This window comes from Vibrio salilacus (assembly GCF_002811245.1).
GTDB classification, from domain to species: Bacteria; Pseudomonadota; Gammaproteobacteria; order Enterobacterales; family Vibrionaceae; genus Vibrio; species Vibrio salilacus.
The window spans coordinates 39126-58912 of sequence record NZ_NIVQ01000008.1; the positions used below are offsets into that span (position 1 = coordinate 39126).

The 19787-nt window shown below is 45.8% G+C and carries 13 protein-coding genes; 8 read left to right on the forward strand and 5 right to left on the reverse strand.

Going from position 1 to position 19787, the window contains the following annotated elements; translation table 11 throughout:
* The first annotated feature begins 286 nt into the window (after positions 1 to 286).
* The 3 genes from CDZ87_RS07605 to alr all read left to right on the forward strand — a co-directional run bounded on the left by CDZ87_RS07605 (position 287) and on the right by alr (position 6307).
* Positions 287 to 3019 carry a cation-translocating P-type ATPase gene (locus CDZ87_RS07605; protein ID WP_100752991.1) on the forward strand — a complete coding sequence of 911 codons (2733 nt, stop codon included), beginning with the start codon at positions 287 to 289 and terminating at the stop codon, positions 3017 to 3019.
* Between the two features lie 358 nt (positions 3020 to 3377).
* Complete coding sequence (locus CDZ87_RS07610; protein ID WP_172953561.1) at positions 3378 to 5009, forward strand: methyl-accepting chemotaxis protein; 1632 nt, start codon at positions 3378 to 3380, stop codon at positions 5007 to 5009.
* Between the two features lie 74 nt (positions 5010 to 5083).
* Positions 5084 to 6307: an alanine racemase gene (gene alr / locus CDZ87_RS07615; RefSeq protein ID WP_100752993.1), complete on the forward strand. Its 1224-nt coding sequence runs from the start codon at positions 5084 to 5086 to the stop codon at positions 6305 to 6307.
* A 142-nt stretch (positions 6308 to 6449) separates the two neighbouring features.
* Here alr and CDZ87_RS07620 read toward each other — a convergent pair whose 3' ends face one another.
* A complete protein-coding gene (locus CDZ87_RS07620) occupies positions 6450 to 8069 on the reverse strand; it encodes a methyl-accepting chemotaxis protein (RefSeq protein WP_100752994.1) in 1620 nt (539 codons plus the stop codon).
* A gap of 170 nt (positions 8070 to 8239) precedes the next feature.
* Complete coding sequence (locus tag CDZ87_RS07625; protein WP_100753090.1) at positions 8240 to 9127, reverse strand: LysR family transcriptional regulator; 888 nt, start codon at positions 9125 to 9127, stop codon at positions 8240 to 8242.
* 123 nt (positions 9128 to 9250) lie between these two features.
* Here CDZ87_RS07625 and CDZ87_RS07630 point away from each other — a divergent pair, with 123 nt between their 5' ends.
* Together CDZ87_RS07630 and CDZ87_RS07635 are read left to right on the forward strand one after the other, a co-directional pair.
* Positions 9251 to 10789 (forward strand): NADH-quinone oxidoreductase subunit L, encoded by a 1539-nt coding sequence (locus tag CDZ87_RS07630; protein WP_245834671.1) that lies wholly within the window; start codon positions 9251 to 9253, stop codon positions 10787 to 10789.
* The gene (locus tag CDZ87_RS07635; protein ID WP_100752996.1) at positions 10786 to 13218 is read left to right on the forward strand and encodes a YbcC family protein; all 2433 of its coding nucleotides are present in this window, start codon (positions 10786 to 10788) and stop codon (positions 13216 to 13218) included. The genes CDZ87_RS07630 and CDZ87_RS07635 overlap by 4 nt, the downstream gene beginning before the upstream one ends.
* 107 nt (positions 13219 to 13325) lie before the next feature.
* Here the strand turns inward: CDZ87_RS07635 and CDZ87_RS07640 are convergent, their stop codons facing one another.
* The 3 genes from CDZ87_RS07640 to CDZ87_RS07650 are packed head-to-tail and all read right to left on the reverse strand — an operon-like array spanning position 13326 to position 14955.
* Positions 13326 to 13724: a PPC domain-containing DNA-binding protein gene (locus CDZ87_RS07640; protein ID WP_100752997.1), complete on the reverse strand. Its 399-nt coding sequence runs from the start codon at positions 13722 to 13724 to the stop codon at positions 13326 to 13328.
* 29 nt (positions 13725 to 13753) lie between these two features.
* A complete protein-coding gene (locus tag CDZ87_RS07645) occupies positions 13754 to 14056 on the reverse strand; it encodes a DUF1496 domain-containing protein (protein WP_100752998.1) in 303 nt (100 codons plus the stop codon).
* Entirely contained in the window at positions 14056 to 14955 is a 900-nt protein-coding gene (locus CDZ87_RS07650; protein WP_100752999.1) for a 1-aminocyclopropane-1-carboxylate deaminase/D-cysteine desulfhydrase, read from the reverse strand. The genes CDZ87_RS07645 and CDZ87_RS07650 overlap by 1 nt, the downstream gene beginning before the upstream one ends.
* 456 nt (positions 14956 to 15411) lie before the next feature.
* Here CDZ87_RS07650 and psrA point away from each other — a divergent pair, with 456 nt between their 5' ends.
* From psrA to fabV, 3 genes are all read left to right on the forward strand, one after another.
* The gene (psrA, locus tag CDZ87_RS07655) at positions 15412 to 16047 is read left to right on the forward strand and encodes a TetR family transcriptional repressor PsrA (RefSeq protein WP_216639380.1); all 636 of its coding nucleotides are present in this window, start codon (positions 15412 to 15414) and stop codon (positions 16045 to 16047) included.
* 59 nt (positions 16048 to 16106) lie between these two features.
* Positions 16107 to 18395 (forward strand): acyl-CoA dehydrogenase, encoded by a 2289-nt coding sequence (locus tag CDZ87_RS07660; RefSeq protein ID WP_100753001.1) that lies wholly within the window; start codon positions 16107 to 16109, stop codon positions 18393 to 18395.
* A gap of 181 nt (positions 18396 to 18576) precedes the next feature.
* Entirely contained in the window at positions 18577 to 19779 is a 1203-nt protein-coding gene (gene fabV / locus CDZ87_RS07665; protein ID WP_100753002.1) for an enoyl-ACP reductase FabV, read from the forward strand.
* The last annotated feature ends 8 nt before the right edge of the window (positions 19780 to 19787 follow it).

The window sequence follows — 19787 nt, forward strand, 5'->3', positions numbered from 1 at the left end:
CTTTACAAATGATATTGCGACTGAATGGCTGTGATGGCTTTATTTATCCAGAAGCAAGGTGTTACGACGCGTAGCCTTAAGCAAAGCGTGTATGAGTTAGGGCGTGGCTTTATCTTTAGTGGTGATTTTATTCTCATTATTTACCATGTTGTTCGGCATGTTATGAGTGATTAGGCGCAAAAATTTGAAGCGTAAGACAGATTCGAAAGTAAGAGGCTTCTTTGCCTCATTAGCCCGACTACGCTTATAACAAATCGATGAATATTCAATCACTAGGTGGGCATATATGTCAACGCAATCGTCTGATCATCCTAATAAAAAGGAACGCCATCATTGGCATCATCTTGATCATAAGGCGGTGTTTGAACAATTAAAGAGTCACTGTCGCCATGGCTTGTCTGAAGATGAAGCCGAACAAAGACTGAAACGCAATGGGCCGAATGTGATCACGGGTCAAGTGATGGTGCCAACTTGGCGTCGCATCGTGCTGCAATTTAATAACCCGCTGATCTATATTTTATTGGTGGCCACAATAGTAACAACGGTATTGGGTGAATACATTGATGCCGGCGTTATTTTATTAGTGGTGTTAATTAATGCTTTTATTGGATTTATTCAAGAGTCCAAAGCTGAACAAGCCATCCACTCATTGAAAAAAATGCTTTCGTCCCATGCGACAGTGATTCGGGAGGGTAAAAAACAATCGATACCCACCCAGAACTTGGTCTGTGGTGATGTGTTGGTATTTGCTTCTGGTGACAAAGTTTCCGCTGATACGCGGCTTTATCAGTGTCGAGATCTTCAAATCGATGAATCGACACTCACAGGGGAATCTGTGGCGGTAGAAAAGCAATTAGGCGAGTTCGAAATAGAGACAGCGCTGGGAGAGCGACACAATATGGCCTTTGCCGGCACGCTCGTGACGTATGGTACGGCACAAGGGATTGTTGTCGCAACGGGCGATGACACTCAAACTGGGCAAATTGCCACTATGATCGCGCAGGCCACACCACTCGAGACGCCACTCACACGTAAAATTCACGCTTTTAGCCGCTTATTATTGTGGGTCATTCTGCTATTGGCAGGTGTGACTTTTATGATTGGTTTAGGTTATGGCCTCCCATTATCAGACGCCTTCATGGCGGCCGTGGCGTTGGCTGTGGCTGCTATTCCTGAAGGACTGCCTGCGGTGGTAACAATCACGCTTGCCATCGGTGTTCGACGCATGGCAAAACGCCATGCCATTATTCGTAAGCTCTCGGCGGTCGAGACACTAGGTTCAACTAACGTCATATGTTCTGATAAAACGGGCACGTTGACAGAGAACCAGATGACGGTGCAAGGGCTGTATGCGGCGAATGAAATTGTTACAGTGACCGGAAATGGTTATCGGCCTTCAGGAGAACTCCAGGGGCAATGGCAAGATAATCGTGCTTTTGAGCATTTATTGATCGCGGGGTTGCTCAATAATGATTCGCGTTTATTAGAAAAAGACCAGCGCTGGTTGGCCGAAGGTGATCCTACCGAAGCGGCATTGATCACTGTTGCGTTGAAAGCCGGTTTGGTCAATGATGAGTGTCACCATACTCACCCACGCCTTGATATTATTCCCTTCGAATCTGACCGCCAATATATGGCAACACTGCATGCTGGCGATTCAGACAACAATATCCTCTACCTCAAAGGCTCGGTAGAGCAAATAATCCGTCGTTGTAATCACCAGTTAACCGCTAACGGTGAGTTGAGTGAATTGGATGCAGAACACGTTAATCAACAGGTCACCAATTGGGCCAGTCAAGGTTTACGGGTTTTAGCGTTTGCGATGCAATGGATCGATAAAGATCAACAGACGCTAGAGCACTTTAACCAGCATGAAGCAGAAAAAAAGTTGGTATTCATCGGTCTACAAGCCATGATCGATCCGCCAAGAGAAGAAGCGATCCATGCCGTGTCAATTTGTCAACAAGCGGGAATCAAAGTCAAAATGATCACCGGTGACCATGGCTTAACCGCGCAAGCAATCGCAGAGAAAATTGGCATTTTCAGCGAGTCAAATTCCCGCTTTGGCCCTATGTTGACCGGGCAACAGTTAAGTGAACTCAGTGATGAGGAACTCAAAGACGCTTGCCATGAGGTGGCGATTTTTGCCCGTGTTGCGCCTGAACAAAAGCTGCAACTGGTCATGGCATTGCAGTCTCATGATTTGGTCATCGCCATGACGGGAGATGGCGTCAACGATGCACCGGCCTTGAAGCAAGCCGACATTGGTATTGCGATGGGGATAAATGGTACAGAGGTGGCCAAAGAAGCCTCAGATATGGTCTTAACGGATGATAACTTTTCATCCATTGAGGCGGCGGTAGAAGAAGGGCGTAATGTCTTTGATAACCTGACTAAGTTTATTACTTGGATCTTACCAACCAATTTGGGCCAAGGCCTTGTCATTATGCTTGCTATTGTCTTTGGTTTAACATTGCCTATTTTACCGGTGCAAGCGCTGTGGCTTAATATGACCACGGCGGTGTTCTTAGGCTTAATGTTGGCCTTTGAACCGAAAGAAGACGGGTTAATGATGCGTCAACCTCGGCACCTCAAACAACCGATCTTACATCGTGAAATCATCAGCCGGATTATTTCAGTGAGTAGTTTATTGTTACTCGGTGCTTTTGGTTTATTCCAATGGTCAGCTCATCAAGGGGCGAGCTTAGAAGAGTCGCGAAGCCTTGCCGTTACTTTATTTGTTGTGGTGCAAAGTTTTTTCTTAATCAATTGCCGTCGCTTAAATGGATCAATCTTTACCATGCCACTGCATTCGAACCCATGGATAGCGGTGGGGTTGTTTGCGATGATAAGCGCACAATTGGCTTTTTTATATCTGCCGATGATGAATCATCTTTTCCACAGTGCCCCGATTTCAGCCGGTTATTGGGCGATAATGTTGCTTTATGGTGCGGCCGTGCTAATGATTATTGAATTAGAAAAATTAGTCTGGCGGAAAATAAAAACCAACGGGTCTTAATACCGGCTCGATGTTCGGCTTTTGAGCCTGGTCAGCCTAGACTACATTCGTCGTTTGTGTGTTGAACTGGCTGTTGATGCAAAACAAGTCATCGCTGTTTAAGCAAAGAAAATAGCGAACTAACGGCGTTAGACGAGTTGGTAACCGTAATGTAGTTAAAGAATCGAAACATCCGATGTGGTAAATAACCCGTCGATTTATTGGTAACTGTTCAGATTTGGTCAATACTAAAGCTATCGTCAATTTATAGATAACATGATAATATCGGCAAAAATTTGGGATATATATCACACTGTCAATAAATGGATGTTGTTCGCTTATGCGACTTTTGACACAAACAATCAAAGGTAACTCATTCATGTTGTTAAAAAATTTCTCGATTAAACAAAAAATTGCAGGCTCTTTTAGCCTCATCGCTTTAATCAATATTATTTTTGCTTGGTATTTGTACAGTGAGCTGACCGAAGTTAAAAAGCAATTGGTTAACTTTGCCGACGATACGCTACCGGCGCTTCAGCATGTTGACACAATGGCAGACAAGATGTCTTATTGGCGACGCACACAATTTGCGACGTTGCTGGCTAATGATCCGAACGAAGTGAGACAGCGCCTACAAGAAAGCCGCCAGTTACAGCAAGAAGTCGATGCCGGCTTGAAACAGTACGGCGCAACGGTTTGGCCGGGTGAAGAAGAACGCACTTTTAAACAACTGATGAGAAACTGGGAACGCTACACCTCGACGATAGGGCAGTTCAATCAAGCGTTGGAGCAAGACGACAAAGCCGGTGCTCACGAAATACTGAAAACATCGTTGGATAATTTCCGCAATATTGAATCTGATACTAAGGCGTTGATTGGTATTTTGCAAAAAGCAATGGACGGCAATAAAAGTTATATTTTAAAAGCCGTCGATACATTAAATACTTCCTCGATGACCAGTAATGTGGCGATCATTGGCTTAATGATTGTGATCACTCTCTTTTTAACCCGAATTATTTGTGGGCCGCTGCGATTAGTGGTTGAACAGTCTAATGCCATTGCACAAGGTAATTTGGCTAAAACGATTGATCGTGAAGCGATTGGTAATGACGAATTAGGCGAATTAGCCGACGCATCGCAAAAGATGCAAAATAATTTACGCCAGTTAATTGAAGAGGTCATTACGGCGGTGACTCAACTTAGCAGCGCTGTAGAAGAAATGAGCCACATCTCAACGACTTCTGCACAAGGCATGAAAGAGCAGCAACATCAGATTACCCAAGTCGCAACGGCGATGACGCAAATGAAGGCGGCCGTAACAGATGTTGCACGTAATACAGAAGATTCTGCGTCACAAGCAAGCAGTGCCAATGAAAAAGCGCAAGAAGGGGCAAAAGACAATGTGGCTATGGTTAGCTCAATTGAACAGGTGGCTGACGTTATTGGTCAGGCGGGTGAAACCGTAACGAATTTAGAGCAGCAATCTACGCAAATTAATGTGGTGTTAGATGTAATCCGCAATATTGCTGAACAAACAAACTTATTGGCTCTTAATGCAGCCATTGAAGCGGCTCGAGCTGGTGAATCTGGTCGAGGTTTTGCTGTTGTTGCTGACGAAGTACGTACTTTGGCGGGCAGAACACAAGACTCAACAGGAGAAATCACAACCATTATTGAGAAGCTACAGGCTATGGCCAGTGAAGCAAAAGCGGCAACTGAACATTCACGCGCCGGTATTGATGCTTGTGTTGTACAAGGTAATCATTCACAACAGATTATGGTATCGATTGAGCATTCTGTCGCTCAAATCTCAGATATGGGCAGACAAATCGCCAGCGCGTGTAGTGAACAAGATTCAGTGGCCGATGAGCTAAGTCGTAACATTGAAAATATTCAGATGGCTTCACAAGAAGTTGCTGAAGGATCTGAACAAACGGCGCATGCATGCCGAGAGCTCAGCCAATTGTCGGTTACTTTGCAAGATGCCATGGGTCGTTTCAAACTTCACTGATTTATGGTTATCTCAACTACAATACAGTTAGCTCCTTATGGGGCTTTCTTTTTTCCACTAAATAAGGATATGAGATGAACTTCAAAGCGTCTTTTCTCACCCTGTCTATGGCTATGGTGTTACCCTCTTTTTTAGCGTCTGCTGCCCCTTTAAGCCTTAATGACAGTACCTCTTCAATACAAGATATTCAGCAAACGAATGCTTGGCTTGAAGTCGACCTCGGGCAATTTAAACGAAATATTGAACAGTTTAAGAGCCACATTAATAGCGAAACAAAAATTTGTGCAGTGATGAAGGCTGACGCGTACGGAAATGGCATTCGAGGTTTAATGCCAACCATTCTAGCTCAAGAGATCCCTTGTATTGCCATTACTAGCAATGCTGAAGCGAGAGCGGTGCGTGAAAGTGGTTTTAAAGGCCAGTTAATGCGTGTGCGTTCGGCAAGCTTTGAAGAAATTGCACAGAGCGTGGAATTGAATATCGAAGAGCTAATCGGTAGTCAAGCACAAGCCGAACAATTGGCAGCGCTGAGCTTACGCACCGGGAGTACGATAAAAGTGCACTTAGCATTAAATGACGGTGGTATGGGACGTAACGGTATCGACATGTCAACCGAAGCTGGGAAGCAAGAAGCGCTGTCGATTGCGACTCAAGACGGCATCAAAATCGTTGGTATCATGACCCATTTTCCGAACTACAATCCGGATGATATCCGCAGTAAATTAGGCGACTTTAATGCTCATTCTGCCTGGTTAATTAACGAGGCAAACCTGAAGCGTGATGAGTTAACGCTCCATGTTGCTAATTCTTATACCGCACTCAACGTACCAGAAGCACAGCTAGACATGGTTCGACCTGGTGGCGTTTTGTACGGTGACCTTCCGACTAACCCAGAATACCCTTCCATTGTCTCTTTTAAAACACGTATCGCGTCATTGCATTACCTTCCCAAAGGAAGCACGGTTGGTTATGACAGTACATACCAAGTGACCAGAGACAGTGTTTTAGCGAACCTTCCTGTTGGATATTCTGATGGTTACCCACGAAAAATGGGCAATCGAAGTGACGTTTTAATCAATGGTCAACGGGCAAAAGTGTTAGGAGTGACGTCTATGAACACCACATTAGTTGATGTCAGTGATGTCAAAGGCGTACTGCAAAATCAAGAAGTCATTTTATTTGGTAAGCAAAAGCAAAGTCAGATTACCGTCAGCGAAATGGAAGACAATGCGCAGCTAATCTTCCCAGAGCTCTATACGATTTGGGGAGTTGCAAACCCTCGTTTTTATATCGAGTAAGCTTGCTATAACCGCTCAGTTTTAAAGTCTAACCGCTCAGTTTTAAAGTCGGCGCAACGTTTGAGCCAAAATGCTGTTGAAGAATTGCAAGTAAGGCGTTTTACGCCTTACTTTTTTTATGATTGAAGATTGAAGATTAAAGCTATACCTTAAAATACTTAAGCTGAGCGGTGAGATACTCTGCAGTATTGGCCATCATTTGGCTGTCTTCGGCAAGAGACTGCGACGCTTGAAGCACTTCGTTCGCAGCGAGGTGTATTCCCGTTACATTTTGATTCATTTCACTTGCTACTGCGCTTTGTTGCTCAGATGCGGCAGCGATCTGAGCCACCATATCGTTGGCATTGTGCATCTCATTAACAATCACATCTAGCTGTTTGCGAGTATTGTCAGAGGCCTGAACACTTCGCTCTACACTTTCGTTGCTGGTTTGCATTGCGGTAAAGGTTTTGCCTGCTTGTTGGGTTAGCTTTTCAATTGTCTGCTGAACTTCATTGGTCGAGTTCTGTGTGCGGCTTGCTAGGTTACGTACCTCGTCGGCGACGACCGCAAATCCACGCCCTTGCTCTCCGGCTCGAGCGGCTTCTATCGCGGCATTGAGAGCCAGTAGATTGGTCTGTTCGGATACCTCACGGATAACGCTAACCACATTACTTATTTCATTGACGCCTGATTGCAAATCACGCACAAGCTCGTTAGCCATCGAGATATTGTCAGAAACATGCGAGATAGATTGAGACGTTAGTTTCATTGTTTCTTCGTTGCGATTGGCATGGTCAACGACGGTGTTGGTGCTGGTGGCGGTATTTTCAGCATTCGTTGCGACATCTGCAATGGTTGCACTCATTTCAGTCATCGCGGTCGACAACAGTTCAAGCTGAGCGTGCTGAGAATTAACACTGGTTGCCGCTTCTTCACTGGCTTGTGCGATCTGGTTAGCCATCGTACTAGACTGTGTTGCCGAATCATTGGCTGTGCGAAGGGTTGATTGCAGTTTATCTAGCATTTTGTCAATTTGAACGCTCATATCGCCGAGTTCGTCTTTACGTGACATATTCATTCGAACGCGTAAATCGCCATCGGCAATTTTGTGGGTGTTTTCAATCAACCTGTGTAATGGCGTAAGAATATTATTAGAAATCGCATAGCCCATGGCAAAAAGCAGTGCTGATAGTAATAGAGCCACTACGGCTTCTTTAATAGCCATCACATAAAAGGCTTCTTGAATATCGGCGACCAAAATACCCGTGCCCACAATCCAGTGCCATTCTGGAAAAAGTTGTACGTACGATATCTTATCTTTTAATGCACCCTGTGGGCTTTTCCATTGGTAGTCGAGAAACCCCTTTTGCATTGATGTGTTAGAGATGGCAACCATCTCGCGCCAATGGTATTTCCCCGCGCCGTCTTTGAAGTCTTGCGCGTTTTTGCCATTGAGTTCTGGCTTAATAGGGTGAAGTATAATTTCGGTTTGTTGGTTTAGAATCCAGAAATAGTTGTTACTGTCGTATCTTAACGACTGAATTGCTGCAAGCGCCTGCTGCTTGGCGGTATCATCGCCTAGTTCTTGGCGTTGGTCGTAATAATGCTGAGCCAAACTAATGACCGCCTCAACTTGGGCACTGAGTTTGTCTTCGCGTTCTTGCAGCGAAGAGTTACGTTGTTGAACAAGGTTATAAGCACACGCCATTGCGATCAGTACAACGGAAAACACCACAATTGTCGTTAGCTTAGACTTAATAGAAAGATCACTTAATTTCATATCTAACTCATTCTAATTATTTATCATTTGAAAAGCGGTTCTGACTGTACCAAATTTGGTTTTTTCTCTAATGATAGGTGTCAAAAATTACTCATATACATATTGTTGCAAAATAATAAGGTGAGTTGAATCAAACTGAAAACGGGTGTGGTGTTTTTAGGGTGTCACGCTCACTCACTTGGGCCGATGCAATTAAGCAGGTTATTGATCACCGACATATTAAAATGTCGTTTGGCAGTAATAGCATAAAAACATTCGGTGACATTATCGAGCGTCAGGTAATTTTTTAGTAAGCCTGATTCAATTTCATCTTGGACTACGACCTCTGGAACCACAGCAAAACCTTCAACATCGCGTGCAAGTAAACGCAGCATGGCCATATCATCAACCTCAGCATAGGGGACTAAGTCAATGCCGTGTTGCTCGCAATACATATCAAATTGCAGGCGAATTTCATTACTTGGGCCCGGCACAATAACATGGACTTTATCTAAGTCTTTTGGTAGCGAGAGTGCATTTAGCGAAGGGTGATTTGGCCCAACTAAACAGACTTTTTGCTGATCGATCAAACGGCATCGCCAAGGTCTTGATGAGTCACTGGCGACGGGTTGGTTGGATAATACCAAGTCGAGTTTGTGCAATTGTAATTGCTCAAGCAAATCGTCTTGGCTCGATGAATGCAGCACTAAGCGGATAGACTGTTTTCCTAGTACGGGGCGTAAAAAATTCTCTTGGAAATTACGTGATAGCGTCGCGACAGCGCCAATACGTAACTGCTGAATTCGCTGCATTTCGCCCGCTTCCAGTATCGACAGTAACTCCCCGCTCAAGTTGAAAATACTATCGGCGTACTCAAGCACTAAGTGGCCAGTATCGGTCAGTTGCAGACTGCGCCCTTGGCGACTAAATAGCGCCTGGCCTAAGTGATCTTCAAGCTGACGTATTTGTGATGAGAGGGCAGACTGAGAGACATTGAGCCGCTGCGCTGAACGCGTCAAGTGTCCTTCTTTGGCGACCATCCAAAAGTAACGTAAATGATGAAAATTGAGCGAGCGAATTGGCATTGTTCTCTTTTATAGAATGATTTGTTAATAATTATATATTTTACATTATATATGAGTACGCACCACAATATCTTCAACAAAAAAGAACCACTTGCCGTTGTCGAGGAGGAACGCAAGGTGTCAGATTTTATTACCCCCTGGCTGTTGCCAATGATTTATATCGGGGCATTTCTTTGCTCGCTGCTGCCAATAAACCGTGTTTGGCCGATGGCAAAAGCGGCGAGTGCACTGGGTCTATTTTCTATGCTAGGCGTGACATTGAGCGCGATGTATCGTTATTGGCATGTCGGTGTCGTGCAAGATCCTCTAACGGTGATCATGGCGTTGTTGGTGTCCTTACTCAGTTGGGTGATTGTGCGTTTTTCTGCGCAATACTTAAATGGTGAACAAGGGCAAACGCGCTTTGTACGCGCTACGTTTTTTACCTTAGCTTGCGTCGCGGTACTCGTAACTAGTCATAATATTGCTTTGATTGCGTTGGCCTGGTCTGCAACCAGTGTCGGCCTGCATTATCTCCTCACGTTCTACCCTCAGCGTAAAGCAGCACAAATTGTCGCACATAAGAAGTTTATCGTGAGTCGTATCGCCGATTTATGTCTGTTGGTTGGCGTCACTTTGATTTACCAAAGTGTTGGCAGTTTTCAGCTTGAGGCATTAAGCCAAACGGTATCGCAAGGGCCGTTATCGACACAACTGTCTATTGCTGCCGTGATGTTTGCCATAACGGCGGTGCTAAAAACTGCGCAGTTGCCACTGCATGGCTGGTTGATTCAGGTGATGGAAGCGCCTACACCGATTTCCGCCTTGTTGCATGCCGGTGTCGTCAATATGGGGGGCTTTGTCTTAATTCGTATCGCCGACCTCATCGGTTTAGCCCCAGTGGCACAGTGGCTGCTAATCGCGATAGGTAGTGTCACTGCGTTGTTGGCTGGGGTTGTGATGATGACACGCATCAGTATTAAAGTGCGTTTGGCGTGGTCTACCTGCGCACAAATGGGTTTTATGTTGATGGAGATAGGCCTTGGCTTGTATGAGCTTGCGCTGCTGCATTTGGTGGCTCACTCACTGTACAAAGCGTATGCGTTTTTAAGTTCTGGCCAGGTCGTTGAGCACACCGTGATTCAACAAATGCGAGGCAATAATAAACATACTCTTATCATCATGATCTTGGCCCCCTTTGTCTCAAGCGGTGTGGTGTTTGGATTGCTATTGATATGGCAGGGGCTATTCGTGGGGTTTGAGTTACCGCCAGTCGTGTTGGTTATACTGAGCTTTGGTCTCGCACCGCTACTGTGGTCAAACACTTGTGCCTCGTTAGCGATGCTAGGCTTGGTGCGCGTTGTACTGGTGACTCAGATGTACTTTGCGTGGCACTGGCTCTTTGCTCAAGTAATTCGAACCGAGCCGAGCCATGGGCTATGGGCAGTCAGTTGGGTTATTGGTGTGTTTATGCTGCTCTACTTAGCGCAAATCGTGATTAGCTTGTTTGTCAATAATCGCCAGATTCAACGTTTTTACACTTGGGCTTATCACGGCTTTTTTCTCGACGAAACCTTCACTCGTTTTACCTTTAAATATTGGCCGGCGCGCTTTAGTCCACGTCAGGCGCAAACTTGGGTGATTCGCGAAAAATCATCAATGGGAGAGTATGTATGAAGCCGATGCAGCAAAACCTCATCGGAAATATTGAGCATTTAATTGGCGAGGTTTGCCAAACCATCACCCCAAACTGGCCTCTTGATCAAATGATAGCGGTCAGTCCGTACTGGCACCGAATTGAACACAATTTTGAGCAGGTATCAAAGCAGCTTGAGCAACATGCGGGCTCGCGTATGAGTATGGACGCTGACTATTATCTGAATGGTTGGCAGCAAGGGGAGATCGCTCGCTCAGCCCTTGAGCAAGCCGCTACTGATCTCGAAAGCGGGTACACTGTCGAGCAGTTGGTTGAGTTGTTGTCTTACCCTACATTGCCTTTAACGCCGCCTCCGCTATTATGCGATGCATTAGATGGCCAACGCGATCTCTCTCATCAACCGGCTTGGTGCGATACCATCACGCATCAAATCTCGCAGTTTTGCGCCGCTTACTTTGATGAGAATCAGTCTGATTGGCATGCTCAAAGAGAAAAGGGGCTGTTTACCACATGGCGTGAAGCAATAGAGCGTGACTACAGTGTGACATTATTAATGAAGTCGCAACTGATCAATCAGCGGGCAAAGCAGTTACCTTATGATGCAGAACTCGCGGTTCAATCGGTTGTGACAAAATTGATGCCAGAGGAGTCGGCTCAGCGTGATTATCTGCAAGCTTGCCTGTTAAGAATTAATGGTTGGGCATCGTGGTGCGCGTATCTTAATTGGCAAGCAAACTTTCAAGGTCAACGCACCAACCACCTGTCGGATCTGTTAGCGATACGATTGTGCTGGGAGTGGCTAATTGACGATCAGCAGCGCGGCATCAACACCATATGGCATCAATGGCAGCAGCAATGGCATCAACATTATAAACAACAAGCCAAAACTAATGTATTGCACGTTTGGCAACGAGCTCATGAGTTAAGTTACCAACATCAGCTATTGTCGATGCTACGTCAGCAGAAACCAGCGCCAGTGGCGAGATCGGCGGTAAAGGTTCAGGCAGTCTTTTGTATTGATGTCCGCTCGGAGGTGATTCGTCGCCACCTAGAAGATCAGTCATCCTCGATTGAAACTTTGGGTTTTGCCGGATTTTTCGGTTTGCCGGCCAGTTACACACCACTGGGTACTGAGGTTGAAAGACCTCAGCTACCCGGATTGTTGGCACCGTCGTTGATAGTGACAGACAGCTGTGGTGATGCGAAAAAAGATGTTCAACTGGAAAAGCGGCGCAAAAGCACATTGAGTAAACAATTGAGTTGGCAGCCTTTTACCAAACAACCCGGTGCGAGCTTCACGTTGGTTGAGTCGATGGGGCTCGGCTACTTGGCGAAGTTAGTCAAACGTACTTTACCATCGCAGTTAAAGCCAATCAGCGTTGAACAATTGGCGATGCCAAAGCAAAGTGGCGTAAAACCTAGGGTAGGCAGAGAGGTTTCGTTGCAGCAAAAAGCGCAATTAGCCGCGGATATATTGATTGGGATGGGGCTCGGCGAGAGGCAAGCTCGCTTGGTGCTGTTAGTCGGTCATGGATCGCAAACCGATAATAACCCTCAAAAAGCCGGTTTAGATTGCGGGGCGTGTTGCGGACAAAGTGGTGAGGTCAATGCGCGAGTGGTGGCGGGTTTACTTAATGAGCCTGAAGTGCGAGAAAAATTGCATGATTATGGTGTGACGCTCAATCCAGAGACGCTGTTTATTGCAGGTTTGCACAACACAACCACAGAAGCACTTGAGTTGTACGATGTTTCTACGGTTGCCAAATCGCATCAAGATGATGTTACTCATGTTCTCAAACAAATGCGTAGCGCTAGTTGCCAAGCGCGGCGTGAGCGTTCAGCAGCGATTGATCTCGATGAGGCCAAGTTAAGCGATAATCAACTAGAGCGAGTATTTAAGCGGCGAGCCAATGATTGGTCGCAAACTCGCCCAGAATGGGGCCTTGTTAACAATGCGGCGTTCATTATTGCGCCACGTCAGCGAAGCAAGCATACCGACTTACAAGGGCGTGTGTTCATGCACGAGTATCATCCAGAGCAAGATAACCAAGGCAGCTTGCTCGAGAAAATAATGACTGCTCCTATGTTAGTGACTCATTGGATCAACATGCAGTACTTTGCCTCAACGGTAGACAATTTTAGATATGGTAGTGGCAACAAGACGCTGCACAATGTTGTTGGTGGTAGAATCGGTTTATTCGAGGGTAATGGCGGTGATTTGCGTGGTGGTCTGGCTATGCAGTCGATTCATGATGGTAACCAGTGGCGTCATCAACCACTGAGATTAACGGTCGTGATTGATGCGCCACAGGCGCGCATTGAGTCGATTATTGCTCAACATGCAGTGGTCAAAAACCTTATCGACAATCAGTGGCTTTATTTAGTCCGCTTTACGGATGATGGTTTTGAACGTTATCAGCATCGTCAATGGACGACCTGGCGAGAGTAATGCCCTTATGTGACGTTCGCCACCAAGTAGGTCGCGAACGTCGGTACTTTTTGGTCGCTAAGTCGTTAGAAAAGCGGCGTCTGCACGGTGATAATCGCATACCTAAGTCAACCGTCACCAACCACAAGCTCTGTAAATCCAGTGTTCGTATCATACTGACGGTGAAATTTGAGATTGTCATAATGGTGGATGATCAACTCGGCGGTGGTATCAATAAGCGACCCTTCAAGCAGATGCCCGCCAATGACATCACCATTTTGTTTGGCAACAGACAGATGAATGTGCTGATGTTCTGCCGTCAGCGTGCCCATAATCGAGACAATTTCAAGCGGTTCGCACAGTTGCAGTGTTTCGGTTGCTCCTGCTAAGCGAATGTTGAGCTCGGTAAAACAACCGACACAAGAGGCGATACTACCTGCGTGAATGTGATGTTGAGTGACCAACTGTTGAATCGTCTGTTTAAGGTCGTCACCTTTGGTTAGTCGGGTGGCAATCGCGGTAATCAAAACTTTCTCACATCATTAATGGTAATGGATTAATGGGTTTTATAACTTTTGCTCGGCGCTTTGTTGGGCTCTGGTGTTTGCTGGGCTTTATCAAGCTGACGCCACATCAGTGCACCATTAGTTTCAAACTCTTTTGCGGCGGCGCACACCATGAAGTAATCGCCGGCTTGGATGACGGCCCCTTCAGAGTAGGCTTGATCTTGATAGTAGCAGATGCGTTTGCCTATCTCACTGGCGTTAATCCCGATCACAGGCCTTGCTGGTGTGGTAATAATACTCGCCATTGATGGCTGAGCAATAAGACTCAGTAACGCGAAAAATATCGACTTCATCAGCTCTCTCCAAAGTTTGAACCAAACTTCCGCTCGTAGCGAGGCAACATACTTTCGTTGCCAAGCAGCCCACCTTGATGAACGTATATAATGGTTTTGTCTCGATTGTCTTTATACCATGATTGTAGACACTGCCACATCATAGGATCGTACAGTAAGTCGAACTCAACGTCAGTCTGCTGTAGAAGCTGTTGCCAGATGCGAAAGTCCTGCTGATAAAGTTTGCCAAAGTGGTGTTTGTAATCCAACTCAAGAATCTGTGGATAGTCGTTTTCGCCTAGCTGTTTAAATTGGGTCAATAAGTAGTCTTTGCCGCCAACGCAGGGGCAGGTGAGTACCTCAATTCCGTGTGGTTGCAGATACTTATGTAAGTATAAAGCGGTAGTCCCCGTACCTGCAGGCAGCGCTACAACAAAGGTTTGGTTTGATTCAAAGCGCGTCCAAGACAATATCTCGCTGGCTAACTGTTTCACGCCTTCCTCAGCCGCTGTAGACCGACCGCCTTCATCAATAAATAAGCAGTGATGGTCAGGTTGACGTATTTGTTCAATATAGTCGAGTGGGTGCGATGTGATTTCGATCACCTTAGCGCCAAGTTCTAATGCACCACGATAATTGCCCAATGGCTTTTCGTTGAGCCATTTAGGAATATGGTTGACATAAAACTCCAGTTGCCAGCCTTTTATCGCAGCCAAAGCCGCAAGAGAATAGAGTGAATTGGCTTGGGCGCTGCCATAGCTAATTAAGGTGTCAACCTCGGGGTAATCTTGCTGTAAAAACGCCATAAACTTGCGTGCTTTATTACCACAAAAATGGCTATGCAGCTGATCATCGCGTTTAACAAAAAATGTCATACCAGCGAATGTGTGCTGGGTCATTGGCGTATTTGACAGCTTCATACAATCAATCTAATCGGAATTGGGCGCCTATCTTAACCTGCTAAATCGTGCGCGCATCACTTTAGATCAAGTTTTCTTTTGCGAAATGGTGGCAAGGGGTGAATTACGCAGATAAAAAAAGCCCAGAGCAAATTGGCCCTGGGCATATACAAATAAACATAGGAGTTAATAAGAAAAAGCATTGAAAATCAGCAGCTTCAGTCAGAAAGTAAGTTTGACGGCCTGTAAACTTTACGGGTTGTCTAAACCCCTTGAATGCTCTGCTAACTACACCTATTGAGACCGAGTGTTTGGCAAACAGTTCCAATTAATTTCAAAAAAAATTTATTTTCCGCCAATTCAGCGAGTTAATTGCGTTTGTGGCCTTTCTGGTCGGACCAATGCGTAAAAATGTGATGTTAATAACTTGTTGTCTTTGTGTTTCGAATGTATATTTCAAACAGTTGTTTAATACGAGTGATTGAAATGTCGGCGAGAAATTCAACCAAAGAGAAAATCTTAGATGTTGCAGAGGCCTTGTTTGCAGAGCACGGCTTTAAAGATACCTCTTTACGCACCATTACCAGCAAAGCGGGCGTGAATTTAGCCTCGGTCAACTATCATTTTGGTGATAAGAAAACCTTAGTAAGAGCTGTGTTGAACCGCTATTTAGAGGCGTTTATGCCTCCTGTTCAAGATGCTTTAATTAACTTAAATCTCAACGAAGGCTATCAAATGGCGGATGTGTTTGAGTCTTTGCGTGGACCACTACGCAATCTCAACGATGTCAGACCAAACGGCACTAGCCGCTTTATGTTACTTATCGGTCGCGGCTACACTGATGTACAAGGCCATCTGCGTTGGTTCATTACCACACGCTATGCCGACACCTTGGCCCTGTTTACTCAATCGGTACTAAAGGCCAACCCTGAACTGACGCAAGAGGCGCTGTTTTGGCGCTTGCACTTTACGCTTGGAACGTGTGTCTTCACCATGGCATCAAGCCAGGCGCTACTTGAAATAGCAGAAAACGATTATGGCAAAGCGATGGATGCAAAATCTGTTGTTGACCAACTGATTCCATTTTTAGCAGCGGGTGTCGCTGCAAAATAACAAACCTCGACCTACAAAAATAACAACATTGAACCACCACAGAACAAAAGGATCTGATCATGGGCTCTCTAAGAACAAAATGGGTCAGCGACCCAGCTTTTAAACTGTTTAAAAAAGTACTACCGCCATTGTCTAGCACCGAAAAAGAGGCGATGGAAGCGGGTAGTGTGTGGTGGGATGGAGAGTTGTTCTCAGGAAAACCTGACTTTACCAAACTTCACCAATACCCAACCCCGTCACTGAGTGATGAAGAGCAGTCGTTCATCGATAACGAACTTGAGACTTTGCTCGATATGCTCGATGACCAAAAAATTGTTAAGAAAGATCGCGACTTACCGAAAGAGGTGTGGGACTTCTTGCGCAAAGAGCGTTTCTTCTCGCTAATTATTTCTAAACAATATGGTGGCCGTGAGTTTTCAGCACTAGCCAACTCAACCATCGTTTCACGCATTGCCACGCGCAGTATTAGTACCGCTGTTTCAGTCATGGTCCCGAACTCATTAGGTCCGGGTGAGTTGTTGTCTCATTATGGTACGCAACAGCAAAAAGATTATTGGTTGCCTCGTCTAGCAGATGGCACAGATATTCCGTGTTTCGCTCTGACTGGGCCGGAAGCTGGTTCAGATGCCGGTGGTATTCCTGATGAAGGGATTGTTTGTTACGGCAAACATGACGGAAAAGAAGTGCTAGGCGTACGTCTGAATTGGAACAAACGCTACATTACCCTCGCGCCGGTTGCGACCGTGCTAGGCCTGGCATTTAAGATGTATGACCCAGAAGGGCTAATGGGTGATAAAAAAGATATCGGCATTACCTGTGCTCTGATCCCCGCGGATCACAAAGGCGTTGAGATTGGTGAACGCCATGATCCATTAGGTCTTGCGTTTATGAACGGCCCGACTCGTGGCCAAGATGTGTTTATCCCGATGGAATGGCTGATTGGCGGCCAAGATTACGCCGGCAAAGGTTGGCGCATGCTGGTGGAGTGTCTATCAGCGGGGCGCGGTATTTCACTGCCTGCACTCGGCTCGGCGATGGGTCATCTCACAGCACGCACAACGGGGGCCTACGCTTATGTTCGTAAGCAGTTCGGTATGTCGATTGGTAAATTTGAAGGGGTTGCCGAAGCGCTTGGCCGCATTGGTGGGTTAACGTACCTACTCGAAGCAACACGTACGCTGACGACGACCTCGCTCGATTTGAAAGAAAAACCAGGCATAGTGACAGCAATTGCTAAGTACCACATGACTGAAATGGCGCGAACCATTCTCAATGACTCAATGGATATTCATTCAGGACGTGCGATTCAAGATGGGCCAATGAATTACCTAGCTGCGCCTTATTTAGGTATTCCGGTTGCCATTACGGTTGAAGGTGCCAACATTTTAACCCGTAACTTGATGATTTTTGGTCAAGGCGCAACACGTTGTCACCCTTATGTCTTAAAAGAGATGGAAGCGGCGGCCAATCCAGATGAAAAACAAGGAGCGAAAGAGTTCGATGAACTGCTCTTTAAGCACATCAAACATGCGATGGGCAATACGTTTGGCGCGTTTGGTGCAGCGCTAACTGGCTCGCGTTTTATTAAAGCGGAGATGAGCGGTCCTACTCAACATTACTATAAAGAGATGACCCGACTAAGCCGTTCTTTGGCGGTTAGCGCTGATATCGCAATGGCAACGCTCGGTGGCGATCTTAAACGTAAAGAGATGATCTCGGCACGCTTAGGTGATGTGTTGGCTTACTTATACATGTCATCTGCAGCGCTTAAGAAATACGAAGATGAAGGGCGTCAGCAACAAGACTTAGATTACGTTCATTACGCGGTTCAATACTGCTTATATAATGCGGCGCAATCACTAGAGCAGGCGTTTAACAATTACCCACAAAAAGCGGTAGGTCGCTTGTTGAAGGTGTTGATCTTCCCTCTTGGTAATCGTTACACCAAACCGAGTGATGATCTAACGGTCAAACTGGCGGATAGCTTAATGACGCCAGGTGCGCATCGTGATCGCTTAACTCATCTCTGTTATGTCGGTAAAGGTGATGATGACAGTGTTGGCCTGATGGAAAACGCTTTCCTTGCGATGTATAGCGTTAAGACCCTAGAGCGAAAACTAATACGCGCAGCAAAAGAGGGTAAAATCGCTCGTAAAGGTCTACTTGCAGACCGATTAGCCCAAGCACTTGAGGCGGATGTATTGACTCAAGAAGAAGTCGACACAATTGTTGCGGCAGACCAATTGCGCTACAAAGCCATTCAAGTTGACCACTTTAGTCATGACTTCAGTGAAGTTCTTACTCATGATAAAAAAAAGCGTAAAGCTAAGTTGAACAGCGCCGCGTAAGCTGCAAAACGTGTTGAACAGTTCAAGGCACCGACTCAGGTGCCTTTATTTTTTGCGCAAACTCAAGCTATCGAGTGAAAGTGCTCCAACCACTTGCATTTTAGCGCTGTTTTGACAGAAATTAGATGCGATCCACTGGCGAACCTTTTATCCTAGCGGGGTTTTTTAAAGGAAGTTGAATATGATCATCAAACCTAGAATTCGTGGATTTATCTGTACCACAACGCATCCAGTGGGTTGTGAAGCTAACGTAAAAGAACAAATCGCTTACACTAAAGCGCACGGTCCAATCAAGAATGCACCAAAACGTGTGCTAGTGGTTGGCGCATCAAGTGGTTACGGTCTATCTTCTCGTATCGCGGCTGCATTTGGCGGTGGTGCTTCAACTATCGGTGTTTTCTTTGAAAAAGAAGGCACAGAGAAAAAGCCCGGCACGGCAGGCTTTTACAATTCAGTGGCATTTGAAAAACTGGCTCGTGAAGAAGGCTTGTATGCAAAAAGCTTAAATGGCGATGCGTTTTCAAATGAAGCCAAGCAAAAGACCATTGATCTGATCAAACAAGATCTTGGCCAGATTGATATGGTGGTTTACTCGCTGGCATCTCCAGTACGTAAAATGCCAGAAACAGGCGAGCTAGTGCGTTCTGCGCTAAAACCGATTGGTGAAACTTACACATCGACAGCGGTTGATACCAATAAAGATGTCATTATTGAAGCAAGTGTTGAACCTGCAACAGAAGAAGAGATCAAAGATACCATCACCGTCATGGGCGGCGAAGATTGGGAACTGTGGATCAACACACTCTCTGCAGCGGGTGTTCTTGCAGACGGTTGTAAAACCGTGGCGTACAGCTACATCGGTACTGAGTTGACGTGGCCAATCTACTGGGACGGCGCACTGGGTCGTGCCAAAATGGACTTGGACCGCGCCGCATCAGCGCTAAACGAGCAGTTAGCCGCTAAAGGTGGCAGCGCAAATGTTGCCGTACTGAAGTCGGTTGTGACTCAAGCAAGCTCTGCGATTCCTGTTATGCCACTTTACATTGCGATGGTCTTCAAGAAGATGCGCGAAGAAGGGGTACACGAAGGGTGTATGGAGCAGATCTTCCGTATGTTCAGTCAGCGTCTATATAAAGAAGATGGCAGTGTACCTGAGGTGGATGATCACAATCGCCTGCGCCTTGATGATTGGGAACTGCGTGATGATATTCAGCAATATTGTCGTGAACTATGGCCACAAATCACGACGGAAAACTTAAAAGAACTCACCGACTACGTTGAGTACAAAGAAGAATTCCTGAAGTTATTTGGTTTTGGTGTTGAAGGCGTCGATTACGATGCTGATATTAATCCTGCAATTGAACACGACTTTATTACCATCTAATTGATGAC